At 68.1% G+C, this 25,345-nt stretch carries 22 protein-coding genes; 5 read left to right on the forward strand and 17 right to left on the reverse strand.

The window, feature by feature from the left end:
• Positions 1-213: 213 nt before the first annotated feature.
• Positions 214-1,014: an AraC family transcriptional regulator gene (locus AC3WOB_RS14705; RefSeq protein ID WP_013392970.1), complete on the reverse strand. Its 801-nt coding sequence runs from the start codon at positions 1,012-1,014 to the stop codon at positions 214-216.
• A gap of 170 nt (positions 1,015-1,184) precedes the next feature.
• On the opposite strand from AC3WOB_RS14705, the gene AC3WOB_RS14710 reads away from it, so the two are divergent.
• Positions 1,185-2,429, forward strand: a complete 1,245-nt coding sequence (locus tag AC3WOB_RS14710; protein WP_013392971.1) for an MFS transporter — start codon at positions 1,185-1,187, stop codon at positions 2,427-2,429.
• A gap of 120 nt (positions 2,430-2,549) precedes the next feature.
• Here the strand turns inward: AC3WOB_RS14710 and pgaD are convergent, their stop codons facing one another.
• The 4 genes from pgaD to pgaA are packed head-to-tail and all read right to left on the reverse strand — an operon-like array spanning position 2,550 to position 8,855.
• Positions 2,550-2,996, reverse strand: coding sequence for a poly-beta-1,6-N-acetyl-D-glucosamine biosynthesis protein PgaD (pgaD, locus tag AC3WOB_RS14715; RefSeq protein WP_492275428.1), 447 nt, complete (start codon positions 2,994-2,996; stop codon positions 2,550-2,552).
• Positions 2,993-4,333: a poly-beta-1,6-N-acetyl-D-glucosamine synthase gene (pgaC, locus tag AC3WOB_RS14720; protein WP_454694132.1), complete on the reverse strand. Its 1,341-nt coding sequence runs from the start codon at positions 4,331-4,333 to the stop codon at positions 2,993-2,995. Before pgaC ends, pgaD begins: the two co-directional genes overlap by 4 nt.
• The gene (gene pgaB, locus AC3WOB_RS14725) at positions 4,330-6,363 is read right to left on the reverse strand and encodes a poly-beta-1,6-N-acetyl-D-glucosamine N-deacetylase PgaB (RefSeq protein WP_492275429.1); all 2,034 of its coding nucleotides are present in this window, start codon (positions 6,361-6,363) and stop codon (positions 4,330-4,332) included. Before pgaB ends, pgaC begins: the two co-directional genes overlap by 4 nt.
• Positions 6,364-6,383: 20 nt before the next feature.
• The gene (gene pgaA, locus AC3WOB_RS14730; protein ID WP_492275430.1) at positions 6,384-8,855 is read right to left on the reverse strand and encodes a poly-beta-1,6 N-acetyl-D-glucosamine export porin PgaA; all 2,472 of its coding nucleotides are present in this window, start codon (positions 8,853-8,855) and stop codon (positions 6,384-6,386) included.
• Positions 8,856-9,407: 552 nt separating this feature from the next.
• On the opposite strand from pgaA, the gene AC3WOB_RS14735 reads away from it, so the two are divergent.
• Entirely contained in the window at positions 9,408-10,619 is a 1,212-nt protein-coding gene (locus tag AC3WOB_RS14735) for a GGDEF domain-containing protein (protein WP_492275431.1), read from the forward strand.
• Here AC3WOB_RS14735 and AC3WOB_RS14740 read toward each other — a convergent pair.
• The 3 genes from AC3WOB_RS14740 to AC3WOB_RS14750 form a co-directional block, all read right to left on the reverse strand.
• Entirely contained in the window at positions 10,609-12,525 is a 1,917-nt protein-coding gene (locus AC3WOB_RS14740; protein ID WP_492275432.1) for a S9 family peptidase, read from the reverse strand. The genes AC3WOB_RS14735 and AC3WOB_RS14740 overlap by 11 nt on opposite strands.
• A gap of 124 nt (positions 12,526-12,649) precedes the next feature.
• Positions 12,650-13,615 carry a Bug family tripartite tricarboxylate transporter substrate binding protein gene (locus tag AC3WOB_RS14745; RefSeq protein ID WP_013392978.1) on the reverse strand — a complete coding sequence of 322 codons (966 nt, stop codon included), beginning with the start codon at positions 13,613-13,615 and terminating at the stop codon, positions 12,650-12,652.
• Between the two features lie 28 nt (positions 13,616-13,643).
• Positions 13,644-15,716, reverse strand: coding sequence for a metallophosphoesterase (locus AC3WOB_RS14750; protein WP_492275433.1), 2,073 nt, complete (start codon positions 15,714-15,716; stop codon positions 13,644-13,646).
• Positions 15,717-15,824: 108 nt separating this feature from the next.
• On the opposite strand from AC3WOB_RS14750, the gene AC3WOB_RS14755 reads away from it, so the two are divergent.
• Positions 15,825-16,640, forward strand: a complete 816-nt coding sequence (locus AC3WOB_RS14755; RefSeq protein WP_492275434.1) for an IclR family transcriptional regulator — start codon at positions 15,825-15,827, stop codon at positions 16,638-16,640.
• 68 nt (positions 16,641-16,708) lie between these two features.
• The gene (locus AC3WOB_RS14760) at positions 16,709-17,164 is read left to right on the forward strand and encodes a BPTD_2524 family lipoprotein (protein WP_013392981.1); all 456 of its coding nucleotides are present in this window, start codon (positions 16,709-16,711) and stop codon (positions 17,162-17,164) included.
• A 36-nt stretch (positions 17,165-17,200) separates the two neighbouring features.
• Here the strand turns inward: AC3WOB_RS14760 and AC3WOB_RS14765 are convergent, their stop codons facing one another.
• Positions 17,201-17,623 carry a PaaI family thioesterase gene (locus tag AC3WOB_RS14765; RefSeq protein ID WP_492275435.1) on the reverse strand — a complete coding sequence of 141 codons (423 nt, stop codon included), beginning with the start codon at positions 17,621-17,623 and terminating at the stop codon, positions 17,201-17,203.
• Between the two features lie 103 nt (positions 17,624-17,726).
• Here AC3WOB_RS14765 and dinB point away from each other — a divergent pair, with 103 nt between their 5' ends.
• Entirely contained in the window at positions 17,727-18,806 is a 1,080-nt protein-coding gene (gene dinB, locus AC3WOB_RS14770) for a DNA polymerase IV (protein ID WP_492275436.1), read from the forward strand.
• Between the two features lie 91 nt (positions 18,807-18,897).
• Here dinB and AC3WOB_RS14775 read toward each other — a convergent pair whose 3' ends face one another.
• The 8 genes from AC3WOB_RS14775 to AC3WOB_RS14810 all read right to left on the reverse strand — a co-directional run bounded on the left by AC3WOB_RS14775 (position 18,898) and on the right by AC3WOB_RS14810 (position 25,338).
• A complete protein-coding gene (locus AC3WOB_RS14775) occupies positions 18,898-19,359 on the reverse strand; it encodes a GatB/YqeY domain-containing protein (RefSeq protein WP_013392984.1) in 462 nt (153 codons plus the stop codon).
• 78 nt (positions 19,360-19,437) lie between these two features.
• Positions 19,438-19,878 (reverse strand): excinuclease, encoded by a 441-nt coding sequence (locus tag AC3WOB_RS14780; RefSeq protein ID WP_492275437.1) that lies wholly within the window; start codon positions 19,876-19,878, stop codon positions 19,438-19,440.
• Between the two features lie 47 nt (positions 19,879-19,925).
• The gene (locus tag AC3WOB_RS14785; protein ID WP_492275438.1) at positions 19,926-21,149 is read right to left on the reverse strand and encodes a beta-ketoacyl-ACP synthase; all 1,224 of its coding nucleotides are present in this window, start codon (positions 21,147-21,149) and stop codon (positions 19,926-19,928) included.
• On the reverse strand, positions 21,149-21,880 hold the full coding sequence (gene fabG, locus AC3WOB_RS14790; RefSeq protein ID WP_013392987.1) for a 3-oxoacyl-ACP reductase FabG: 732 nt from the start codon (positions 21,878-21,880) through the stop codon (positions 21,149-21,151). The genes AC3WOB_RS14785 and fabG overlap by 1 nt, the downstream gene beginning before the upstream one ends.
• Entirely contained in the window at positions 21,877-22,332 is a 456-nt protein-coding gene (locus AC3WOB_RS14795; RefSeq protein ID WP_013392988.1) for a hotdog family protein, read from the reverse strand. The genes fabG and AC3WOB_RS14795 overlap by 4 nt, the downstream gene beginning before the upstream one ends.
• On the reverse strand, positions 22,329-23,528 hold the full coding sequence (locus AC3WOB_RS14800; protein WP_013392989.1) for a beta-ketoacyl-ACP synthase: 1,200 nt from the start codon (positions 23,526-23,528) through the stop codon (positions 22,329-22,331). Before AC3WOB_RS14800 ends, AC3WOB_RS14795 begins: the two co-directional genes overlap by 4 nt.
• Entirely contained in the window at positions 23,525-24,082 is a 558-nt protein-coding gene (locus AC3WOB_RS14805; RefSeq protein ID WP_013392990.1) for a DUF3261 domain-containing protein, read from the reverse strand. The genes AC3WOB_RS14800 and AC3WOB_RS14805 overlap by 4 nt, the downstream gene beginning before the upstream one ends.
• Before the next feature lie 8 nt (positions 24,083-24,090).
• On the reverse strand, positions 24,091-25,338 hold the full coding sequence (locus AC3WOB_RS14810) for an NAD(P)/FAD-dependent oxidoreductase (protein WP_085947859.1): 1,248 nt from the start codon (positions 25,336-25,338) through the stop codon (positions 24,091-24,093).
• Positions 25,339-25,345: the final 7 nt, after the last annotated feature.

Consider the following 25,345-nt stretch of genomic DNA (forward strand, 5'->3'; position numbering starts at 1 on the left):
CCCAGGGAGCAATAAGGTTTCGGTAACCAAACTTGCCCGAGGGGCGGAAGCAGCGCAAATGCCGGGGGAATTCAGGGACGGGTTCCAGCATACGCCCGGCGCGGCTTTGTCGCGGTGCTGCGCTGCGGGAACGCACTGAAATGTATTGCGGGCCGTGACAAACGGCAAGTCCGGTTGCACGCGTCAGCCGCTTTTTAGTTAGCCGTTCTTCAGTCAGCTGTTCTTCAGGTAACCCTGCGGCGGGGCGCCCAGCGCCCGGTGGAACATGGCCGAGAAGGCGCTGGCGCTGCGGTAGCCCAGGTCGGAGGCGATGCGCGCGACCGGCACGCCCTGCGACAGCCGGCATACCGCCTCGGCCAGCCGGACCTGCTGCACCCACTGCCGGTAGTTCAGCCCCAGCTCCGCCTGGAACAGGCGGATCAGCGTGCGCGCGCTGGCGCCGACTTCGTCGCCCCAGTCCTCGATGCCGCGTTGCAGCCCGGGATCGTCCAGGATCGCCGCGCAGATGGTCTGCAGGCGGCGGTCGCGCGGCCAGGGGATCTGCAGCGGCGCGACGCGCGCGGCGGCCAGCTCGGACAGGACCAGGGCGGCGATCTGCTCCGCCCGGCCGCCCAGCGGGTACTCGATGGGTTCGGCGGTCAGCGCCAGGATCAGTTCGCGCAGCAGGCCGCTGACCTCGACCACCTGGCATTGCGGCCAGTAGCCGCAGGCGGTCTCGGCTTCGAGGTAGAGCGAGCGCATGGACACCGCGCCCACCATGTCCACGCCATGCGGCACGCCCGCCGGCACCCATAGCGCGCGCAGCGGCGGCAGGGCCCAGAAGCCGCTGGGGGTGGTGACGCGCATCACGCCTTCGACCGCGTAGACCAGCTGGGCGCGCGGGTGGGAATGGGTGCCCGTCCGGGTGCCGGGCGGGAATTCCTTGGCCATGGCCGTCACCGCGCGCGGCCGGTGCTGGTAGTCCTGCGGATTGACGCTGCGGGTGGGGTCGGTCAAAAGCAGTCGGGCGGGCATGCGTGTCACTTCCGGTGTAAGGATGAGAGAGGCGGCTCAAGTGCGGTTTCCGTATTTTGTCACTTAAACGACGAAAGTTGGCATATGGGATCCGGCCCGGATTCCTACACTGGCAGCAGGTCCCGGCACGGTGCCGGGCATGCCCATCCCCTTATTCGCGTCCGTCGCTCATGAATCCACCCCAGAACCCTGCCGCCGGCATCGCCGACGCCAACACGGCCCCGCCGTCAGCCGCCTCGTCGGATCCGTCCACCGCTTTCAAGGTGCTGGGCGCGATCAGCGTGGCGCACCTGATGAACGACATGATCCAGTCGATCCTGTTGGCCATCTATCCCATGCTGAAGGATTCGTTCAGCCTGTCGTTCGCGCAGATCGGCCTGATCACGCTGGTCTACCAGCTTGCGGCCTCGCTGTTGCAGCCCTTCATCGGTTTCTACACGGACCGCAATCCCAAGCCGTATTCGCTGCCGGTGGGCATGGGCTTCACCCTGGTGGGGCTGCTGCTGCTGTCGATGGCGCCGTCGTTCGGCTGGCTGCTGGTGGCCGCGGTGCTGGTGGGCACGGGTTCGTCGGTGTTCCATCCGGAATCCTCGCGGGTGGCGCGCATGGCGTCCGGCGGGCGCCACGGCCTGGCGCAGTCGCTGTTCCAGGTGGGCGGCAACGTGGGTTCGGCGCTGGGGCCGCTGTTGGCCGCGCTCTTCATCATTCCGCACGGGCAGCGCAGCGTGGCCTGGTTCTCGCTGGCGGCGCTGTTCGGCATCGTGGTGCTGACCGGCATCGGCCGCTGGTACAGCGCCAACCGCGTCCGCCTCAAGCCGCGCGCGCGGCGCGAGGGGGCCGGTCACGGGCTGTCGCGCAATCAGGTGCTGGGCGCGCTGGTGGTGCTGGGGGTGCTGGTGTTCTCCAAGTATTTCTACCTGGCCAGCCTGAACAGTTACTTCACGTTCTACCTGATCGACAAGTTCGCGTTGTCGGTGCGCGAGGCGCAGCTCTACCTGTTCCTGTTCCTGGCCGCGGTGGCGGTGGGCACGGTGGTGGGCGGCCCGGTTGGCGACCGCATCGGCCGCAAGATCGTGATCTGGGTGTCGATCCTGGGCGTGGCGCCGTTCACGCTGCTTTTGCCCTACATGAACCTGTTCTGGACGGGCGTGCTGGTGGTGATCATCGGCATGGTGCTGGCCTCGGCATTCTCGGCCATCGTGGTCTACGCGCAGGAACTGGTGCCGGGCAAGGTGGGGATGATCGCCGGCCTGTTCTTCGGCTTCGCTTTCGGCATGGGCGGCGTGGGCGCCGCGGCGCTGGGCAAGCTGGCCGACGCGACCAGCATAGGCTACGTGTACCAGGTCTGCGCCTATCTGCCCTTGCTGGGCGTGGTGGCGATCCTGTTGCCGAATGTGGAGAAGGCGCGCCGCTGAGGGCGGGCGCCAAGTGTGGAGCAGGCGCGTCGCCGAGCATAAAGGGCGGGTGCGGCGCGGGCGCCAGACCAGGTAGCGGGAAGGCCGCGCGCGGCGCCCGCTATCCCGTAGCGGGGGGAGTCAGCCCGCCCGCAAGGCGCTCAGGTGAGGGCGGCCCATTTCGATGCCGGTGATGTCTCCGCCCGCGCCGTGGTGGATGATGCAGGTGTGCGCCGACCGCACCTGCATCAGCTGGGCCGGGCTGATCGCGAAGCTGCTTGCCACGCGGCGGTCTCCCACCGGCTTGATCGGCTTGCGGCGGTCGCGGCCGGCGAATTTGCGGTGGTTGTAGACGGCCCAGGCCACCAGCACGCCGGCGTTGATCAGCGCCAGCAGGGCATAGCCCCACAGCGTGTGCACGGTGGGCAGGAACACCGGCCACAGCGAGACATCGGGACCGCCCGCGGCGGCGCGCAGGATCGCCAGAATGCCGGCGCCGAACAGATACACGAAGGCGAACCAGCCGATGGCGGTCAGGACCAGGTCGAACAGATAGCCTGCGCGGGAACGTTGCGTGGTGATGATCATGACGTTGCGTCCGGTGATTTGATGCCCCGGTCCGGGCTGGTCCAGCGCGCGCGGCGGGCCTGCTTGCGGAGCATGACTTTGGGGAAGCTGACCAGGGTGGTGAACAGGCTCACCATCCAGAAGGCCAGCGGATACCAGATGACCCAGTACAGCGAGCGGGCGAGGCCCGGCTCGTAGCGGCGGTCGATCAGGATGCTGACGACGAACTGCAGCAGGCAGACCACCGCCAGCATCATGCCGGTGAAGGCGGGCGGCATCAGGCTGGCGATCTGCATGTTGTTGGGCAGCGTGACCACCTGGCTGAGGGCCCACAGCAGCACCGACACGCCGAAGGCGAAGGCCCAGGCGGTGGACAGGCAGAACTCGGCCATCAGTGGCCACAGGCGGCGATGGCGCCAGACCCAGATGGAGCGCAGGTTTTTCAGGAAAACCTCGGCGCCGCCCTGGGCCCAGCGCAGCCGCTGCTTCCACAGTCCGCGCAGGGTTTCGGGCATCAGGATCCAGCACAGGCCGCGCGGCTCGTAGAAGATCGACCAGTGGTCGCGTTGCAGCTTCCAGCTGATGTCGATGTCCTCGGTGATCATGTCCAGGCTCCAGTAGCCCACGCGGTCCAGCGCCGCGCGCCGGAAGGCGGCGACTACGCCGGACACCGTGAACACCTGGCCGTAGACGCGCTGGGTGCGTTTGATCAGGCCGATGATGGACGAGAACTCGCCCACCTGGATGCGCCCGATCATGGTGGAGCGGGTGCGGATGCGCGGGTTGCCCGTGACGGCGCCCACGCGCGGATTGTCGATCAGCGGCGCCACCAGATAGGCGGCCGCGTCCGGGTCCAGCATGGCGTCGCCGTCGATGCAGACCAGGTATTCGCTGCGCGCGGCCATGGCGCCCATGCGCAGCGCCATGGCCTTGCCCTGGTTCTGCGCCAGGTGCACCACGCGCAGCCGCGGATGGGCGGCGGCCATGCGGTCCAGCATTGCGGCGGTGCCGTCGCTGGAGCCGTCATTGATGGCGATGACCTCGATGTGCGGATAGTTCTGGCCCAGCGCCGCCAGCAGCGTCTCTTCGCCGTTGTCGGCCTCGTTGTAGCAGGGCACCAGGATGGACACCAGCGGATTGCCGGCCAGGGCCGGCGGCTGGCTGTCCTTGCCCCATTTCCAGTGCCGCTCCCAATGCCACCAGAAATAGATGCCGCCGGCCATCCACATGCCGGACATGAACAGCGGATAGAAGAACACGAAGCCCAGCAGCGCCTCGCCGGTCAGCATCAGGGTGAAGCCGAAGGGCGCGCCAAGCACCGCGCAGAGAATCAGCAGAGCAATCAGACGGTCTATCATCGGAGGGGATACCAGGCTTCGGAAATGGCGGGCCGGATGCCTTGCAGCCGGGGCTGGTCTTGCGAGAAATCATCGGGGTAGTAGCCGAAGCTGCGCGAGCCGCGCAGCTGCAGCCGCTTCATCCAGCCGGCCAGCACGGCCGTGTCGACCGGCGTGGCCTCTGGGCGGCCGGGGCCGGTGCGCCAATCGCGCGCCTGCAGTTCGAACACGGTCTTGTCCAGCGCGCCGGGGCGCTGCGCGACGGTGTCGACCAACCGGTCGAGCCAGGCGTTTTCCTTACCTGCCGGCACGTTCTCCATCAGCGGCATCGCCATCGGCGCGGTCCAGTCGTAGGCGCCGAGGAAATCGTCCAGGTTCTGCGCGAACCAGGTTTCGCTGTCGGGGTTCAGGATGGGTTCGGCGAAGATGTTGCGGGCGGTCTTGATCTGCGGACCGCGCACCGCGCGCACCCGCTGCGTCAGTTGCGCAGTGAAGTCCACCAGCGCGCGGCTCTTGTAGCGGGTCCAGCGTTGCAGGGTGTCGGGATCCGCGCGCAATTCGGCGATGCTGCCCGGCAGGCCCGCGGCGCGATAGGCGGCCAGCGCGCCGGGGCTGGCGTCCTCGAAGTCAGACAGCAGCGCATCGTCATGGAACAGGATGCCGTCGAAGATCGCGTAGCGGGACAGGTCCTCGTACAGGTCGCCGATGCGCGCACGCACGGTGGCGTCGAACGGCGACAGGCGGCGGTACTGTTCGGGATCCGGTTCTGGCTGCGCCTGGCCTTCCTGCCAGCGCGTGACGCGGGGCAGGGCGGGATCCAGGTCGAAAGACAGCACCGGCATCCAGGCGTAGACCATCACGTTGGCGCGGTTGTGCAGTTGCCAGGCGGCGCGGTTGAACAAGTCGGCGCGCATCGGCAGCCAGCGGTTGGGGAAGTAGACCGACTTCACCAGGCCGTCGCCCACGGGGTCCGAATAGGCCTGCAGGAACACCGTGTTGATCTGCATGTCCAGGATGCGTTGCACCAGCTCGCCTAGGTTGCGGTCGGTCTGCGCCGGGTCCGGGTCGTAGACGTAGTCCAGGTCCACGTGCGCCACGCGCATGAAGGGCTGGGCCTCCATGCCGACCACGCTGTTGGCGAAGGGCTTGAGCGTGGGGTCGCTGGACAGCAGCAGGCGCGGCGTGGACATCAGGCGGCCGACGCGGCCCGGACCATCCTCCAGCGTCAGCGCCAGCTGATAGCCGTGCTCGGCGGTGATGCGCAGGGTGGAACCGCCTTCGGCGCCATAGGGCCAGACCCACACGCGCGGCTTCTTGCCGGTGGCGCGGCGGATCTTCTCGGTGATGGCGGCGACGTCGCCGCCCATGCGGGCCTCGAACTGCGCCTCGGTCTCGTAGCGGCGGGTTTGCGCGTCATAGGCGCGGATGGCGGCGGCCGGCTCGGTATTGCCCTGCGGGTTGGCCAGCGCGCCGTAGTGCGAGGCGTTGGTGTGCGCGGCGATCTCCACCAGTCCCGAGCGCGAGATCTCGCGGATCTCGCCCCAGTTCAGGAAGCGCTTGCGGTCTTCTGGGCTGCCGCCGAAGTCGACGCGCTGGTCGGCCGGCGTATCCATCCAGATACCGACCGGCGCCAGCAGCGCGGGCCATTGGTAGGCTTTCAGGATGGGCAGCACGCGGGTATAGAAGCTGCGGTAGCCGTCGTCGAAGGACAGCAGCACGGCGCGCTCGGGCAGCGGCTTGCCGCCCTCGCGCGCGGCCAGGATCTGGTCCACGGTCACGGCCTGGTAGCCGTTGGCGCGCAGCCAGGCCAGCTGTTCCACCAGGCGGTCGGTGCGCACGCTGAGAAAGCCCTGGTCGGGGTCTTCGTCTTCCACGTCGTGGTAGGCCAGGGCCAGGAACTGGCCTTGGACCCAGGGCTGTTCGGCGGGGGCGAGCGGGCGCTGGTCCGGCGGCGTGTAGACCGGGATGTCCTTGGCGCAGGCGGTCAGCGCCAGGATCGCGAGCAGCAGCAGGCCGGCCAGGATCAGGCGGGTATGGGTTTTAAGCATCATGGCGTTACTCGGTTCCGGGTTCAGAAGCGGTACGTCAGGTCGAACACGATGCGCAGTTCGCGCTCGCGTTCGCCGTCGTACGGACGGCTGGTGCCGGTGATCATGGCGCCCATGTCGAGGACGTCGTTGGCGCGGTAGCGCTGGCCGTAGCCCAGCGCGATGACGCCGCCGGTGCCGTAGCCTTGCTGGGTGTAGGTGCCCGCGCCCAGGGTGCCGATCTGCTCCCAGGCGGTCTCGTAGCGGCGGTACAGGGTGTGGGTCAGGCGCACGCCGGGCAGCAGCATCAGGTCAGAACGCGGATTGAAGTAGGGCACGTTGCTGTCGTGGCTGTTGCGCTGCGTGGAGGCTTCGAACTCCAGGTCCGCCCACAGGCGCGGCGCGGTATAGACGCGTTCGCGCCCGGCCAGGCCCAGCGCCCAGCGGTTGTTGCCGTCGCTGAAGTGCGAGGGCGACAGCGCCAGCGTCCACTCGCGGCGCTCGTCGGCGCGCCAGCGCACGAAGGCCGACAGGCTGTTGGACGTGATGCCGCTGGTGAGTGCGCGCAGCGGGGTTTCGCGCGACATGATTTCGCCCGAGCCGCCCACCTGCCAGTGGTCGTCCAGGTCGTAGGCGGCCGACAGGCGCACGCCCGGCTTCACGCCGTGGCCGTAGTCATGGGTGGAGACTTCGCCTTCGACCGTGAGGTCGCGGCCGCGCCATTCCACGCCGGTGCGCAGCCAGCGGTAGTTGCCGCGGCCTTCCTCGAAGTCGCCGGAGGCGTAGCCGCCGCCGCCGAAGACCCGCCAGTTGTAGTCCAGCGGAGAGGAGTACAGCACCGCGTCGATGCCGAAGTCGCCGCTGCCGGTGACCGGGCTGTCCGAGGCCAGGCCGCGGTAGCCGTTGATGCGTAGCTCGGCCTTGTTGTGCACTTCCCATTCGCGGGCCAGGCGGCGGCTGGTCAGGTTCTCGGGCGAGCGGGTGATGGTGTCTTGCGACAGCGCTTCGGCCTGGCGCCATTCCTGCAGGTCCAGCGCGGTGAAGCCCTGGCCGTTCTCCACGCCCAGGCTGCGTGGCGCCAGCGTCTCGGCCATCTTCAGCTCGGTTTCCGAGGCGCGGGGCAGCGAGCGGGCGCGGTAGACCGTGGCCAGGTCGCTGCGCAGGCCCGAGTTGTTCGGGGCGTTCCCGACCATCTCTTCGAGGCGCTGCTGGGCGGCGACGGTGTCGTTCGCCTGCAGGCGCGCAGAGGCCAGGGTCTGCCGGCTTTCCAGGTTCAGGTCGTTGGGCATGCGGGTGGCCTGGCCCTTGTAGTACAGCCAGGGGGCATAGCCCGATTCGACGCCGTCGGTGACGATTGTGGTCTCGTCGAACTGCTCGCCTTCGGCCAGCGAGTAGTAGAGGCCGGTTTCGGTCGCCAGCCGCTGTTCGGCATCGTCGCCGCGCAGCGCATCGTCGGCCGCGACCTGGCGGTAGATGTCGCGGGCGCGTTCGGGTTGGCGCAGGTACAGGTAGGCCGAGGCCACGTCGTTCAAGGCGTAGCGCGGCACCGTGACGCCTTCGGCCTGCAAGGCTTCGTATTCGCGGACCAGATCGGCCATGCGCACTCGGACGTGCAAGGCGTGCAGGCGGTCGATACGGGCGCGCTGCGCGTCGGCGCGGGCGTCTTCCTGCTGCTGCCAGGCCGGAATCAGTTCGTCGTAGCGGGCCAGGGCGCGGTCGGCCAGCACGAAACGCTCGGCTTCCGAGCGCGTGGGCATGGCCGCCAGCCGCACCTGCTGGGCTAGCGCGTCGGCCTCGAAGCCGCGCATCTGGCCGGCGTCGAACAGGTCCTGATGGCGCCGCGCCAGTTCCAGCGCCACATCTGCCATGCGGGCGCGCTGCAAGGCATGGATGTACTCGCGCAACACGTAAGGGGTGTTGGGCGCTGCGGCCAGGGCCAGGTCGGCCTGGTGCAGCGCTTCGTAGGGCTCGCCCTGGCGCGCATGGACATAGCTCAAGGCCAGCCGGGCATCGACATCGCGGGGCTGCCGCTTGAGCCACTGCGCGGCCGCGGCGCGCGCCTCGGGGTAGCGGCCGGCGTCGGCCAGGGTCATGATTTCGCCGGCGCGGAAGGCGGATTGCCCGGGATGGCGGCGCGCGCCCGCCTGATAGGCGGCCAGGGCCTCGGGCCAGCGCTGCAGGTCGCGGTAGGCGCGCGCCACGGCCAGCTGGATGTCGGCGGGCAGCGCCACGCCCCGTGGCAGCTGCTCGTAGGCGCCGACGGCTTCTTCGGGCTTGCCGGCCCAGCCCGCGATGATGATGTGGTCATGGATGGCGCGGCTGCCGCCGGCCTGGCCTTGCTGGCGCAGCATGGCCAGGGCGGGCTCGTAGTCGCCAGCTCGCGCCTGCGCGATCAGCGCGTCATAGTCGTTACCGGGGGCGGCCAGGGCCAGGGCGGGAGCCAGCAAGGCGCAAGCCGCCAGCAGGCTCAGTCTTGGTCCAGCGGCACCCGGGGGTGTCGATCCTCTGTTTTGCATCTGTTTTACTTCCGCAGTTGCTACTCGGGGCGTTCCTGGTCCGGCCGGCCGAGCGCGTGCCTTTTGTCGGCGCGAGCCAAGGCGACGCGCAGCACAAAGGCGCCGGCGGCACGGGGAAGGAACACTTTTTGGTTAGGACTGCGCGGCGCCCGCTGCGGGGACCTTCGCACTCGCGCTATGGGAGTGCATGGCTAGTACGCGCCACGCCCGTAGGGCGTGATTGCGGCGCTCTTGGCGGCACCGTCAATGAACGAAATTATAAGTGTGTTAACTGTCAGGTAACTGTCAATTAGTGCAAAGGAAGGTTGCGCAGACTTCGCCTTGGCGTATTCTTCGTCGCTTGCCGCGCAATCGTCTTGGCGTGGGCAGTAAAGGTTCAGGGCGAAACGGCGTGCCGCGACGGACGGGCGCCAGATAGTGCCGGTCTGTCGCCGCGCGGGTAACAAAAAGCGTCTGGAGTGGTGGGATGTAACGCCGCCAGATGTGTGAACCCAGTGCAACAGCAATGACGAGCGACGGCGCGCGCCTGCGGGGCGTGTGCCGGCAAACACCATGACGACTTCTCTCTTCTTTCTGATGTGGGGCTTGGCCACGGCTCTGGCATTGCCATTGCTGGCGCCGTTCCGCGCCCGCGACGTGGGCGGCATCCGCGCGTTCACCACCGGCAACGCCTTGGCGGTGCTGTCGCTGCTCGCCTATGCGGCATCGCAGATCCTGCCGCCCGGCGTTTATGTGATGGCGTCGAACGCGGCCTGGGTCTGTGCGATCAGCCTGGTCTACGTGGGCGTGCGCCAGTTCTTCGGCCTGCGGCCGCTGGTGCGGCGCACGGCCGCCCTGGGCGGACTCTGCATTGTTGCGTTCGCGTTGCTGCTGTACGTGGTGGATGACTTGCGCGCGCGCATGCTGCTGTTCTCCGCCTATACCGTCGTCGCCATGGTGGCGACGGGCCTGGTGTTCTTCCGTCAGCGCAAAAGGATCCAGACGCGCGGCGTAATGCTGTACCTGATGCTGGCAAGCTTCGGCCTGGCCGCGCAGCACGCCTTGCGCGTGGTGGTCTACAGCGTTGGCGGGCAGGCGCCGTCGTCGCTGCTTGACCCGACTCCTTGGGGGTTGTTCTTCATCGTGTGCGGAACGGTGACCGTGCCTGGCCTGTTCCTGGCGCTGCTGCTGCTGATTCAGACCAGCCTGTCCGAGCGCATGGAGGCCGCGCTGACCTTCGACGGCCTGACGCGCGCCTATTCACGCCGCAGCATCATGGACGAACTGGAACGCGAGCTGCAGCGCTGCAAGCGCGCCGGCGGCAAGCTGGCGGTGCTGGTGCTAGACATCGACCACTTCAAATCCATCAACGACCGCTACGGCCATGCCTCGGGCGACGCGGCGTTGCGCCATTTTTCGCAGGTGGTGCAGCGGGCGGTGCGCGGCAGCGACCGCTTCGGCAGGCTGGGCGGCGAGGAATTCGTGCTGTTGATGTATGACTGTGATCCGGCCCGCGCGCTGGTGCAGGCCCAGCGCGTCTGCGATGCCCTGCGCGACACGCCATTCCACCTGCAAGGGCGGGAAGTGCGCATGACCACCAGCGGCGGCCTGGCTTCGTATCAGTCGGGAGACAGCGCGGACGGCATCCTGGCCCGCGCCGACGACGCGTTGTACCGCGCCAAGGAACATGGGCGCGACCGCGTGGAGATGGCCTGGATCGGCCGCCCCGCGGGCCGCGCGCAGGAGCGCGGCCCGGCGGCGCTGGAGGAGGAGGTCAGGGTTTGAGATGTTCCTTCAGGAACTTCTCCATGGCTTCGTAGAACTCGAACTTGTTCTCGTCGTTGTGAAAGCCGTGGCCCTCGTTGTCCTTGACCATGTATTCGACCTCGACGCCGCGCGCGCGCAGCGCCTTGACCATCTGGTCGCTCTCGTCCTTGTTCACCCGCGGATCCTTGGCGCCCTGGGCCACGAATAGCGGCGTCTTGATCTTGTCCGCATGCAGCGCGGGCGAGGTGGCGGCCAAACGTTCGCGGTCGCGTTCCGGGTCGCCCACCATGTCCTGCATCTTGTCCAGCATGGGCTTCCAGTAGGGCGGAATGGACTTCATGAACGTGAACAGGTTGGACACCCCCACGTAGTCCACCGCAGCGGCGTACAGATCGGGCGTGAACGTCACCCCGGCCAGGGTGGCGTAGCCGCCGTAGCTGGCGCCGTAGATGCCGATGCGCTTGGGATCGGCGATGCCTTGCCCGATCAGCCACTGCACGCCATCGGTAATGTCGTCCTGCATCTTCAGGCCCCATTGGCCGAAGCTGGCTTCCCAGAAGGCGCGGCCATAGCCGGTAGAACCGCGGAAGTTCATCTGCAGCACGCAGAAGCCGCGGTTGGCCAGGAACTGCACTTCGGGGTTGTAGCCCCAGCCGTCGCGCGCCCAGGGGCCCCCGTGCGGGTTCACGATGCAAGCCAGGTTCTTCGGATCGCGGCCGGCGGGCAGCGTCAGGTAGCCATGGACGGTCAGACCGTCGCGGGTCTGGTAGCTGATGGGCTGCACGCGCGACATGTCCGCCTCGGGAATGGCGGGGTTGATGTCGGCCAGCTTGGTCAGCGTGTCGGCGGCCGCGTCGTAGATGTAGCGCGAGCCCGGCGTGCGGTCGTTGTAGGCGGCGACGATGAACTTGTCTTCGTCGCGGTTGGAACCCTGGATGGCGAAGTCGTAGCCGCTGAGCTTGGCCGACAACTTATTGAAGAGCGTCTCGGTCTGCCCGTCGAAGAACTTGTATTGCGGCTTGTCGGTCTGGTAGGCGGCCACCGTCAGCACACGGCGCTTGCGCGAGTAGCCGGCGGAATCCAGGTCGACCATGTCGGGGGTGAAGATTTCTTCCTCGGCATCGGGCTTGGCGGGGTCGATCACCACCAGCGACAGCTTGTCGCGGCCGCGGTTGGACAGGGCGTAGAACTTCTTGTCGTCAAAAGTGAAGAACGCCGGACTGACGCTGGTGCGGTAGTCGGTGGTGATGAGCGGGCGGAACTCGGAGGATTCGGTGTCGCGGTAGAGCAGGGTGGTGTTCAGGCCGTCGCTGGCGACGGCGGCGCGCACCTTGCCTGCGTGGTCGGTCTGCCAGCCGACGATGTTGCCGGGGTTCTGCGCAACCAATACGGCCGCGCCGGTGTGCACGTTGACGCGGTAGACGTCGAAGACTTCGGGGTTGCGCTGGTTGTGGCTGATGAGAACGTGATCGGGGTCGTCTTCCAGATCGTCTTCGATGCCGGCGCGCACGCCTTCATAAGGCGTCAGGTCGGTGATCTTGCCGGTCTTGGCGTTGACCGCCAGCACGTGGAAATTCTCGTCGCCGCCGAAGTCCTTTTGGTAGAGCACCACGTCGGCGCCTTTCCAGAAGAAGTTGCTGATGTCGCGCGCGGTTTCGCTGGTGAGCTGGCGGGGGTCGCCGACAGGCGTGCTGCCTTGCAGCGGCTGCACGTAGATGTTCATGCGGGCGGGCTTGCCGTCCACGCTGGTGGGCTGCATGAAGCCCAGCGTCCGGCCATCGTCGGCCAGGCGGAAGAAGCCCCGCTCGGGGTTGCGGAAGAAATCCTTGAGGGGATAGGCGCGCGGCGGCTGCGCGGCGCTGGCGCCCAGCGATGCGCCGATGATGCCGGCGGCCAGGACAGTGCGCTTGAGGAATGAGAACAAGGGGGACCTCCGAGGTTGCCGCGGCCGGCGCTTGGGGCCGGCCGCCAGGTGGTCCGCCGATAATGCCATAGCGGCGCGGGCGGTGTCGAACCGCCCGCGGGCCCGCGCCGGGCGAGGTCTACGCCTACTGCGGCTCCAGGCCGGTCGCCTTGACGATGGCGCCGTACTTGGCCATTTCGGCGCCGATGTAGGCCTTGAATTCCTGGGGCGGCTTGTAGGCAATGGCCAGTCCCTGGCCTTGCAGCTTTTCCTTCACGTCGGCGGACTGCAATGCCTGGGCCGTGTCCTTGGAGATACGGTCCACCAGGGCCGGCGGCATGCCGGCGGGGCCGAACAGGCCGAACCAGTTGGAAATGTCGAAGTCGTCCAGGCCCACCTCCTTGGCGGTCGGCGTCGAGGGCAGGACGTCCTGGCGCCGGGGGCCGGCGATGAACAGCGGGTGCAGCTTGCCGGCGCCGATCTGGCCGATGATGGCCGGCGCGGTGGCGAAGAAGATGTCGATCTGGCCGCCCACCAGGTCTGCCACGGCCAGGGCCGTGCCGCGGTAGGGCACATGCGTCAGGTTCATGCCTGAGCGCACCCGCAGCAGTTCGCCTGCCAGATGCTGCTGGCCGCCCATGCCGGGCGAGCCGTAGACCAGCGGCGCTTTTGCGCCCTGGCGCTTCAGGTCGGCGTAGGTGGTGGCGGGCAGCTTGGGACCGCTGACCAGCACCAGCGGCGCATCCGCGACCAGGGCGATCGGCTGCAGGTCCTTCAAGGGGTCGTAGCGCATCTGCTTGTAGACCAGCTTGTTGATCGAGACCTCGGGCGTGTAGGCCAGCAGCAGGGTGTAGCCGTCGGGCGTGGCGCGCGCTACCTGTTCGGCGCCTATCATGCCGCTGGCGCCGGACTTGTTCTCCACGATGACCTGCTGTCCCCAGCTAGTGCTCAGCTTGGCCGCGAGGATGCGGGCGATCACGTCGGTGGCGCCTCCCGGCGTGTAGGCGACGATCAGGCGCACCGGCTTGTCGGGGTAGGGCTGGGCCTGGGCGAACAGCGGCAGGCAGGCGGCGGCCAGCAAGCCCGCGAGTTTGATTGCGTATCGAAACATGGGGTGGCTCCTGTGCGGTTGCGTGAGTTCAGTTGCGCTGGATCAGCAGCAATGCCTGGCCGGGCAGAGGCAGGCGCGCGTACCCGGTCCAATCGTCCCCTGCTTGCAGCACGCGCTGGGCCGTCAGATCGACGACGCGCTTGAATGCGCCGGCCTCGACCTGGCGTTGCAGCGCCGGGCCGCAGCCGTAGGCCAGTTCATAGGTCTGCCCGCCAGACTGGTAGCGGCACAGGCGCAGGCCGGCCTCGCCGTCGATCCGTTCAACCGATCCGTCGTTCGCGGCTTGGCCTGCGAAGACTGCGTTCAATGCCGCCAACGCCAGTCCGGCCGGCCGCGGGTCGTAGCGGCGGTCGATCAGGCCGTTGCGCGGAAAGTAGCCCCGGTCCACGTCCATGAAGGTGTCGAAGGAATAGCTGACCGCGTCAGTGGTCCGGGCCGCCAGAAAGGCTTCGGCCACCAGCGCGGCGATGGCGGTGTCGTCGTCGTTCGCCGCCGCCAGGCGGTCAGCCAGCTTGACGCCCACGTTCACGGTCGCGCCCCAGTCCCGCGCCTGGCTGGCCAGTTGCTGATGCGTGGCAATGAGGTCGGCGCCCCAGTCCAGGCGCACGGTGAAACCGTCCAGGTTCTTCTGTGCGAAGTGCGGCAACAGCGCGGTCTGGGCCGCCTCCAGTTCGGAGGCGCGCAGTCCCGTGTTGACGAAATGGCTGTAGTGCTTGCCGTCGAAGTGCTCGTCGTCCGCGCCGGTCCTGATCTTGCAATAGAGCAGGCGGGCGTCGGTATGTTCGCGCAGGCGCTGCAAGGCCGCGCCCGCGTCCGCCAGCGCCTGGGCGTTGAGGTTGATCTCGATGGCTGCGATGGCCACGCCGTGCTGGCGCGCCTGTTGCAGCAGTTTGGCGTCCGGCAGGCCCAGCGAGGTCAGCACGAAGCGGTGGCCGACGTCGGACATGAGGCGGGCGCGCCGTAGCGTCTTGTCGTCGCGCAGGTCCTGCACCGGAATCTTGAGGGTGCGCAGCCCCATTTCCCACATGGACATCAGGGGGTAGTCGTTGCGCGCCAGCTTGCGGCCGAATTCCTGCACGCCGCCGGTGCAGGGGATCTCGACGATTTCGGCCCAGGGGTGCCGCATCTCGACCGCGATGCCGTCGCAGGCGGCGGTCTTGGTGTGGACCGTGGGCAGGGTGCGCGCCGCCGCCTTGCCGTCATCGGCTACGCCGCGCATGGCGCCATGCGTGCGGATCAGCTTGGCCACATGGCCCTGCTCGTGCACGTCAACGATGAAATAGCCGAATTTCTCGACGTCGCCGCGGCCGAATTCGTCCGCCGGCGGCACGCGATAGAACTCCGAGAAGTCATGCCGCAGGAAGGCGGTGGACGGCAGCATGTAGATCTCCGCGCGGCCAATGACGTCGTACCAGAAGTTGTGGACGTGGCCGGCGAAAACGGCCTCCACGCGCGGATCGGCCAGGCGCGACAGCAGCCAGCCGCGGCCGGGCTCGTCGATGTTGTCGTAGGAGCCGCGCTCGTCCGCATCGTGCAGATAGGGCGGATAGTGCAGCGACACGAATACGCGGCCGCTGGCGCCTGCCAGTTGCTCATCGATCCAGGCGCGTTGCGCGGCATCCGCCGCCAGTCCGGAGTTGAACAGCAGGGAGTTCAGGAACAGGAAGCGCACATCGCCATGGTCCACCGCGTAGTAGTCCGGCCCGAACACCTGGCGGTACTTGTCCAGGTAGTCGTCGCAGACGATGTCGGCCGGCATCCAGTCGATGCGCTTGTCGCCGACGTCATGGTTGCCGGGTACCAGGTGCAGGGGCATGTCGATCTGCCCGGCGATGGCCTTGAAGCGGCCGGCGGCTTCCTCGAACGAGGGCATGCTCGGCACCGGATGGACGATGTCGCCCAGGTGGATCGTGAAGGCGGGGGCGGGCTCGAGGGCGGCAATGTCGGCGAAGACGTGCCGCGCGCGGGCATTGGCGCGGGCGTTGGTGGCAAAGGGCGATGCGCAGCTGTCTTCGGATTCGTTGACATGCGTGTCGGCCACCACGGCAAAGCTGAACAGGCGGGCGCCCAAGGGCTGGCGGGAAAAGCGGGGATTCGTCATCAACTGGCCTTTCAATTTCAATAAATGGAATTCAAGTGTTTATAATGAACGGAATGTTTGTATTTCGGCAGGCGATATACTGTCAATGCTCCGAATCCCTAGGCCGCCATGCACTCGAAAACGCCGCTCAACTACGAACTCGAATCCCGCGCCTCGCTGGAAGCGCACCCGCGATTTGCCTCCACGCTCTCCAACGGCCTGGACGTGCTCAAGTGCTTTTCCGCGGCCGAGCCGCAGCTGGGCAACAAGGAAATCGCCGAAATGCTCGGGCTGACGCGCCCGACGGTGTCCAGGCTGACGTTCACCCTGGTGGGCCTGGGCTATCTGCGGCGCGACGAACGCACCGGCAAATACTCGCTGGGTCCGGCCGTGCTGACGCTGGGCTATCCCCTGCTGGTGCACCTGACGCTGCGGCAGCTGGCGGCGCACGACATGATCGAACTGGCGCGCTATGCCAAGGGGCCGGTGTCCATGGCCATCCGCGACCGGCTGCAGGTGGTCTACGTGGAAACGGTGCACGACGGCGCGTCGAACGCCTCGCGCCCGGATATCGGGTCGGCGCGCCCCTTGCTGCGCACCGCCACTGGGCGCGCGCTGCTCTACGCGCAGACGCCGCAAGAGCGCGAGCTCATCTGCGGCCGCCTGGCCGAGGAGTATCCGGAGGACTGGGAGCGTTTCGGACCGTCATTGCAGCCGGCGTTCGAGGCCATCGATCAGCACGGCTTCTGCGTGGTCAGCAAGGCTTGGCGGGCCGAGCTGTGCGGCATCGCCACGCCCATGCGCTATCGATCCAATGACCTGCCGCTGGCCTTCAACGTGACGATTCCGTCCGACAACCTGGACGAAAAGCATGTCTACGAAACCCTGGGCCCGCGCCTGCGGACCCTGGTCAAGAACCTGGAGTACCGCATCGGGATCATGTGAACGAGGGCGGCGTTTATCGCGCGCGGCGGATATGCGGGATAATCGCGGGCACTGATCTGGAGATACACATGTACTGGAAACTGGTCGCGGCTTCGGCGCTGGCCCTGGGCCTGGCAGGCTGCTCGATGGGCATTTCGTCCGGCGGTTCGTCGCCGCACAGCGAATTCAAGGCTCCGGTGAGCTTCAAGGACGCCTACGACGCGGCGATCCGGCAGGCCAATGCCTGCCTGCGCAGCACCGACAACGCCTACCGCGTGGTGGACACCCTGAACGAAAGCGCGCAGTCCGGCGTGGTGCAGGTGCTGGCGCCCTACAGCGACAACGAGATGACGCGGGTCGAATTGAAGGCGGCCGGCCCCAAGACCACCGATGTGCGCATCGCGGTGTGGGGCAAGGGCACCTGGGACGCGGCCGCCATGCGCGCGATGCAGGACGCGGTCTATTACAGCCTGGTGTCGTGCAGCAGCTACATGCCGCTGGACCCGCGTCCGCCGGTCAAGCCCTCGCGCGACCTGCCCAACTGACGCGCAGGCGCCGGCGGCTTGCCGCCGCCAGCGCGCTCAGTCGCCGCCAGGACGGCGGCGGATGATCTTGAACGTGGCGGTGGCGCGCCCCACCAATTCACCGTCGGCGCGGCGTACCTCGCCTTCGCAGAAAGCGATCGAGGCGCCGCGGCGCAGGCAGCGTGCCTCGATTACCAGGTCGCCCGTGCCGGGCGACAGGAACGAGGTGTTCATGTCTATGGTGGCCATGCCTTCGGTGCCGTCGGCCGAGCCGCGCGCGGCGGCGCTGAGGGTGAAGTCCAGCACGCTCATCAGCGTGCCGCCATGCACGTCGCCGCGGCTGTTGGTCAGGTCGGCGCGCCAGGGCAGCGAGGTGCGGGCGTAGGCCGGCGCGATGCTCTCGGGCACCAGGCCGACGAAATGCATGAAGGGAATGGTCAGGCCGAAGTAGTCGGTTTGGGTGGTTGAGGGTGCAGTCATGGACCGTTGCGGGCGGGAATGGGAAGTCGGTTGTCGCCGGTCATAATATATGTTTTTGCCACGGGACTTCAGGCGATGAACGGCTCATGGGGGCAGCACCACCATGAATGAATTACGCAAGATCGTGCACGTGGACATGGACGCGTTCTACGCGTCCGTGGAGCAGCGCGACAACCCGGACCTGCGCGGCAAGCCCGTGGTCGTGGCCTGGACCGGGCCGCGCTCGGTGGTGTGCGCCGCGTCCTACGAGGCGCGGCGTTTCGGCATCCATTCGGCCATGTCCGCGGCCCGGGCCGAGCGCCTGTGCCCGCATGCGATCTACGTGCCGCCGGATTTCAACCGCTATCGGGATGTCTCGCGCCAGGTCAGGCAGATCTTCGCCCGCCATACCGACCTGATCGAACCCTTGTCGCTGGACGAGGCCTACCTCGACGTCACGATCAACAAGCTGGGGCTGCCTTCGGCCACCGAGGTCGCGCAGGTCATCCGGCACCAGATCCGCGAGGAAACCGGACTGACGGCCTCGGCCGGCGTCGCGCCCAATAAATTCCTGGCCAAGATCGCGTCCGACTGGAACAAGCCGGACGGCCTGTTCGTGGTCCGGCCCGCCAAGGTGCTGGCCTTCCTGGAACCCTTGCCGGTGCGCAAGGTGCCGGGCGTGGGCAAGGTGACGCAGGCGCGCCTGGAGCAGTTGGGCATCCATACGGTGGGGGACCTGGCCACGCACAGCGCCCAGGAACTGGAGCACTATTTCGGCCGCTACGGCCGGCGCCTGTACGAACTGGCGCGCGGCATCGACGAGCGCGAGGTGCAGACCGACCAGCCCTTGCAGCAGGTCTCGTCGGAGACCACGTTCTCGCAGGACATCCGGCTGGACGCGGTGGGCGAGGCCATCGACCGCATGGCGGAACGGGTGTGGGACCAGGCGCTGAAGAAGGGCGCCTTGGGCCGCACCGTGGTGCTCAAGCTGAAGACGGACCGTTTCCGCATCCTGACGCGCAGCCAGACCAGCCCGGGTCCGCCCGGATCGGCGGCGGAGCTGGCCGCCGTCGCCCGGCTGCTGTGCGAGCGCGTGGACCTGCCGCCGGACACGCTGTACCGGCTGGCGGGGGTGGGAATGAGCAACTTCGCCGACCCGCAAGAGCAAACGCGCCAGCCCGATCTGTTCGGGGGCGCGTTCTGAGCGGAGCGACTGGCTGGCGTCCGCGCCTGGCCGGCAGGCCGAGCGGGCCGCGGATCCGGCCGGAGCCAGGTCCGGCCGGAATTCCGGCGGGTCAGGCCAGGCGGGCCTTCACTTGCTGGGACAGCGCCGTCATGTCGGCGCGGCCGGCCAGGGCCTGCTTGAGCAGGGCCATGACCTTGCCCATGGCGGGTGCGCCGGTCACGCCTTGGGCGGCCACTTCGGCCAGCGCGGCGTCGATGGCGGCCGCGACTTCCTCGGGCGTGGCGGCTTGCGGCAGGAACTCCTGCAGCACCAGCAGTTCGGCCTTTTCCTGTTCGGCGGTTTCGGTGCGGCCGGCCTGTTCGAACGCGGCGATGGACTCGCGGCGCTGCTTGACCTGCTTTTCGATGATGGCGGTGATCTCGGCGTCGTTCAGGTCGCGGCGTTCGTCCACTTCCTTCTGCTTGACGGCCGCCAGCAGGAAGCGCAGCGTGGTCAGGCGTTCGGCGGCCTTGGCGCGCATCGCGTCCTTGACGGCATCGGAGAGGCGGGTCTTGAGCGTAGCAGTGCTCATGGGTAAACCTTTGTGGTGTTGCGTCAAACAAGCAGTGTAAACCGGCGGCCGGCGATCTGGCAGTGGCCGTGCCGCCCCTTACTTCACCTTGGCCAGGTCGCCGCGCAGGGCGACGCCGGCCACCATGGCGCCGGCATGGCATTCGTAGTCGGTCTTGCTGCTGTATTCGTTCTTGCGGTAGTAGCTGACGATATTGGTCACCGCGTTCGCGCCGGCCTTCTTGGCCGCTTCGTGCAGCGCGATGATGGCGGATTGGGCCACCCACAGGCAGGCGTCCTCGTCCTTCTTGGCGAAGGCGTTGGTCTTGCGGTTGGTGATGACGCCCGCTTCCAGCACCGCGCCCTTGGGGCCGGTGCCGGCCAGGTAGAACTTGACGCTGCCGTCGATCTTGCCAGCGGCCTGGGCGGCTTCGACCGCGGCCTGCATCGGCAGATGGACGGTACGGTCCGCGGCGAGGGCCGGCGCGGCGCAGGCCAACGACAGGAACAGGGCGGCGGACAGCTTGTAAGAGACGTTCATGGCAGGCATTCCATTCATTTGAGGGGAAAACGCGGCTGATGCGGACATCAGCGCCAGCGGCGGAAAATCAACGACGTGTTGATGCCGCCGAAGGCGAAGTTGTTGTTCATGACATATTCGTTGCTCATGCCGCGGCCTTCGGTCAGGTAGTCGAGTTCGCCGCAGCGCGGGTCGACGTTGCGCAGGTTGAGCGTGGGCGCATACCAGTCGCGATTGAGCATTTCGATGCTGAACCAGGACTCCAGCACGCCGCAGGCGCCCAGGGTGTGGCCCAAATAGCTCTTTTGCGAGCTGATCGGCATGCGGCTGCCGAACAGGCCGTGGGTGGCCTGGGTTTCGGCGATGTCGCCCTGTTCGGTCGCGGTGCCGTGGCCGTTGACGTAGCCGATGGCTTGCGGTGGCAGGTTGGCGTCGGCCAGCGCCATTTCCATGGCGATGCGCATGGTGCTGGCCTCGGGCCGCGTGATGTGGGTGCCGTCCGAATTGCTGCCGAAGCCGACGATCTCCGCGTGGATGCGCGCGCCGCGCGCCAGCGCATGGTCCAGCGATTCCAGCACCAGCATGCCGCCGCCTTCGCCGATCACCAGGCCGTCGCGGTCGCGGTCGTAGGGGCGGGGCGTGAGCTCGGGCGTGTCGTTCTTCTGGCTGGTCGCATAAAGCGCGTCGAACACCAGGGCTTCGCTGGCGCAGAGTTCTTCCGCGCCGCCCGCCAGCATCAGCTCCTGGCGGCCGTAGCGGATGGCCTCGTAGGCATAGCCTATGCCCTGGCTGCCCGAGGTGCAGGCGCTGGACGTCGGAATGATGCGGCCCTTCAGCTCGAAGAAGATGCCGACGTTGGCCGCGGTGGTGTGGGGCATCATGCGGACATAGGAGTTGGCGTTCAGGTCGTCCGTCACCCCATTGAGCAGCATGTTGCCGAAGGCGCGGATTTCCGCCGTGCTGCCCACCGAGGAGCCGCAGGCCACGCCCATGCGGCCGTCGGCGATGCGCGGATCGCCCAGCAGCGCCGCGTCATCCAGCGCCAGCTCGGCCGCCCGCACCGCCAGCTGGGAAACCCGGCCCATGCTGCGCAGCTGCTTGCGGGTCCAGTGCGCGGGCGTCCGGAAGGCGTCGATGGGGCCTGCCAGGCGGGTATTGAGTTCGGCGTAGCGCGACCAGTCGGGCATGACGCGGATCGCGCTGCGGCCCGCCTGGAACGCCTGCTGCACGCTGGCCCAGTCGTTGCCGAGCGCGCTGATGCCGGCCATGCCGGTGATGACGACGCGCTTCATCAGCACAGCCCTCCGTTGACGGCGATGACCTGGCGCGTGATGTAGGCGGCGCCAGGAGACATCAGGAACACGACGGCGGCGGCCACTTCCTCGGGGCGCCCCATGCGTTGCGCCGGCACGGCCTTCAGGATTTCCTCGACCGGCACGTGCTCGTCGATCATGTCGGTGTCGATCAGCCCCGGCGCCACGCAGTTGACGGTGATCTGGCGCTTGGCCAGTTCCACCGCCAGGGCCTTGGCGGCGCCGATCAGGCCGGCCTTGGACGCGCTGTAGTTGACCTGGCCGCGGTTGCCCACCAGGCCGGACACGGACGCCATGCAGACCACGCGGCCGGCTGCGCGGCGGCGGATCATGGGCATGGCGAGCGGGCTGAGCACGTTGTAGAAGCCGTCCAGGTTGGTGCGCAGCACCTGGTCCCAGTCATCGCCGGTCAGAGCGGGAAACGCGCCGTCGCGGGTCAGGCCGGCGTTCAGCACCACGCCGTAATAGGCGCCGTGCGCGTCGATGTCGGCCTGCAGCGCGGCAGCGCATTGCTGGCGGTCGGCCACGTCGAATTGCAGCACGCGCGCCTGGCGTCCGCGCGCCTGGACTTCGGCCTGTACGGCGTGCGCCTGGTCGAGTTGCTGGCGGCAGTGCAGCACCAGGTCGTGGCCGGCGTCGGCCAGGGCCAGCGCGATGGCGCGGCCGATGCCGCGGCTCGAGCCGGTTACGAGGATGGGGGCAGCGCTCATTCGGGTGATTCTTCCTGGATAAAAGCGGTGGGGTCCTTGGGCTGATAGACGTTCAGCCTGGCCTCGGCCAGCAGGCGCGCGTTGTCGCGCAGTTCGCATTCGAAGACGCTCATGCCGCTGGCGTCGACCAGCCCGCGGCGCGCGTGGATGGTCAGGCGGGCGCCGGCGGGCAGCGCGTCGGCATGGCATTCGTAGCGCCGCGTGCCGAGCAGAAAGCCCAGTTTGACGGGCTCTCCGGCCTGGCGCGCCTGGCAGCCGGCCCAGGCGCCCACGGCTTGCGCCATCAGCTCTATGCCGAGCCATGGCGGCAGCGAGCCGTCGGGCAGCGAGTAGGGGCCGGGTTTGATTACGGCGTGCGCGGTGAGGCTGTCGGCGTCATGGCTGCAGACCTCGTCGATCAGGATCATGTCGCCGGCGTGCGGCAGCAGGCTGGAGACGGGCCAGGACGTCATGGCTGCGCTCCCAGGACCAGGCTGGCGTTGTTGCCGCCGAAGGCGAAGGAATTGCTCATGGCCAGGCGCGGCCGGCCTTGCGCGTAGCGGTGTTGCGCGGTGCTGAAATCCAGCGCCGGCAGCGCCGGATCGGCCTGGCCGTCCCAGACGTGGGGCATCAGCAGGCCGCCGGCATTGCCGGCGGACAGGGTGGCCCAGGCCAATGCCGCTTCCAGCGCGCCGGCCGCGCCCAGCGCGTGGCCGGTGAGCGCCTTGGTCGAGGCGCAGGGCACGCCCTGCGGAAAGACGGCATGCATGGCCTGGCTTTCCATGGCGTCGTTGTGCGTGGTGCCGGTCCCGTGTAGATTGACCCAGCCTATGTTGCCCGCGTCCACGCCGGCGGATTGCAGGGCGGCCTGCATGGCTGCCCGCGCGCCGGCGCCGCTGGGCTCGGGTGCGGACATGTGCCAGGCGTCGGAGCTGGCGCCGCCGCCCAGCAGCGCCACCGAGCAGTCGTCGGCGGGTTCGCGCTCCATCAGGAACAGGACGCCGGCTTCGCCGATATTGATGCCGCGGCGGTTGGCCGAGAACGGCAGGCACAGCGTGTCGTCGATGGCTTCCAGCGTGGCGAAGCCGTTGATGGTCAGGCGGCACAAGGTATCGGCGCCGCCGCAGACCACCGCGTCGCACAGGCCCGAGGCCAATAGCCGGCGCGCTGACAGCAGGGCGCGGGCGCTGGAGGTGCAGGCCGTGGATAGCGTGTAGGCCGGTCCGGCGATGCCCAGCCAATCCGCGAAGAACGCGGCGGGCGACGACAGGGCCTGGCGGCGGTAGTCGTAGCTGTCCGGCCACGCGCCCTGCGCCGCCAGTTGGCGGAAGGCGGGCGCGTTGTCATTGACGCCGGAGGTGCTGGTGCCCAGCACCACGGCGACGCGGGCGGCGCCATGGCGGGCCACGGCGCCGCGCAATTGCGGTTCGATCTGGAGCGCGGCGGCCAGCAGCAATTGATTGTTGCGGCTGCGATGATGGGCGGGCAGCGTCTCGGGGATGGGCGGCAGCGCGCCCGCATGGCCGCCCAGCATCAGCGTGCGGCCATGAACCCAGTCCGATTGCGGGCGCATGCCCGAAGTGTCGCCGGCGAATGCGGCGCGGGCCACGGCGTCGATGCCGGCGCCCAGCGCGCACACCACGCCGGGCGTACCCAACCAGCTGTTCATGGCTGCTCCTTCAAGGGCGAGATCCGCCAGGTGACCCTGTCGGAGGTGGTGATGGTGAATGTGCCGGCTTGCGCGGCTTGCGGCCAGCGCACGCTCCAGCGCGAGCGGCCGCCTTCCAGCAGCTCGCGTTGGGCCGCGCCGCCGTCCTGCCGGCTGGCGCGCCAGTGGCCGGCGCCGTAGGCCGCGTCCAGCTCCGCTTCGGGCGTCCACGCGAAGATCAGGGCGGCGAACAGATCGCGCGCCTGGGCGTTGGGCCGCAGGAAGCCGTCATTGCGCCATTGCCCGTGTTCCAGCATCTGCCGCGCCTGCGGTACGCCCATGGGGTCGAACAGCGACCAGCGCAAGGCGGCGCCTTCGCGCTGCACCACCAGCAGCGTGTCCAGGGCGGGCTGGCCGGCGGCGGACTGCACCACGTGCAACTGCCGCGGTAGCGAAAAGTCCGCGTCGCGCGCCGGCACGGGCGGCGCGCCCGCGCAGCCCGCCAGCAGGGCGAGCGCCGCGGCCGCGGCCAAGGCGCGCGCGGCGGAGAGGAGGAAGCTGCGGGCGGCGGCCATGGTCGGGATCAGGCGGGCAGCGGCTGCGTTTCGGCGCCGCGGCAAAGCTCGCTCAGCATGCGCAGGCGGCGTTGCGGGTTGGCGACGAAGGGGTTGTTCTGGTCCCAGGCATAGCCCGCCAGGATGGAACTGATCATGCGGCGGATCTCGGGCTGCGCGTTCTCGTAGAAGACCACGTCCTGGAATTCGCCGCTGTACCAGCCCTGGACATAGGCGCGGAAGGTTTCCACGCCCACCATCAGCGGATCGGCGAAGTCGGCCTGCCAGTCGACCTGGTCGCCGCTCAGTTGCCGATGCAAGGCGTCGGCCGCCAGCTTGGACGAGCGCAGGGCGATGGTGACGCCGGAGGAAAAGACCGGGTCCAGAAATTCCGCCGCGTTGCCCAGCAGCGCGTAGCCGGGGCCGTGCAGTTGCCGCACGCTGGCCGAATAGCCGCCAATGGTATTGGCGGGCGTATCCCAGACCGCGTTCTGCAAGACGCGCTTGAGGTTGGGCGCGGCATCGGCCATCTCGCGCAGCGTGGCCATCAGGTCCTGGCCGGGGCCGCCGAAGAGGTTCTCGCCGCCGACGACGCCGAACGAGCAGCGGCCATTGGAGAAGGGGATCAGCCAGTACCAGATGCCGCGTTCTTCCGGGTGCACGCTGATCAGGATCTTCTCGCGGTCGAAGCCGGGATCGTCGATGCGGTCTTCGATATGGGTAAAGATGGCCTTGCGTGGCGGCATCGACGAGGGGCGCTCCAGGTCCAGCAGGCGCGCCAGCACGCGGCCGTAGCCGCTGGCGTCGAGGACGAACCGGCTCTTCACCTGATAGGGTGTGCCGTCGGCGCGGCGCACGTCCAGCAAGGGGCCGTCGCCGCCGAAATCGGCTGCCGTCACTTCCTGCAAGTAGCGCACCTCCACGCCTTGGCGGGCGGCATCGTCCGCCAGCACTTTGTCGAAGTGCGCGCGCTGCACCTGGAACGTGGTGCCGGGGCCGGCGCTGAACTTGTCGCGGAAATCGAAGTGCGTGTAGCGGTCGCCGCAGGCGAAGGCCGCGCCGTTCTTGACCTGGAAGCCGGCGGCTTGCACCGCCGGCAGCATGCCTGCTTCTTCCACGAATTCCAGGCAATGGGCCAGCAGGCTTTCGCCGATGGAAAAGCGCGGGAACTGCTGGCGTTCCAGCATCAGGACATCATGTCCTTGTCGTTTCAACAGGGCGGCGGCGACCGCGCCCGCGGGGCCTGCGCCGATGACTACAACTTCCCGATGTTCCATGCCAGGT

It is taken from the genome of Achromobacter sp. FW305-C-30-7, assembly GCF_058783105.1.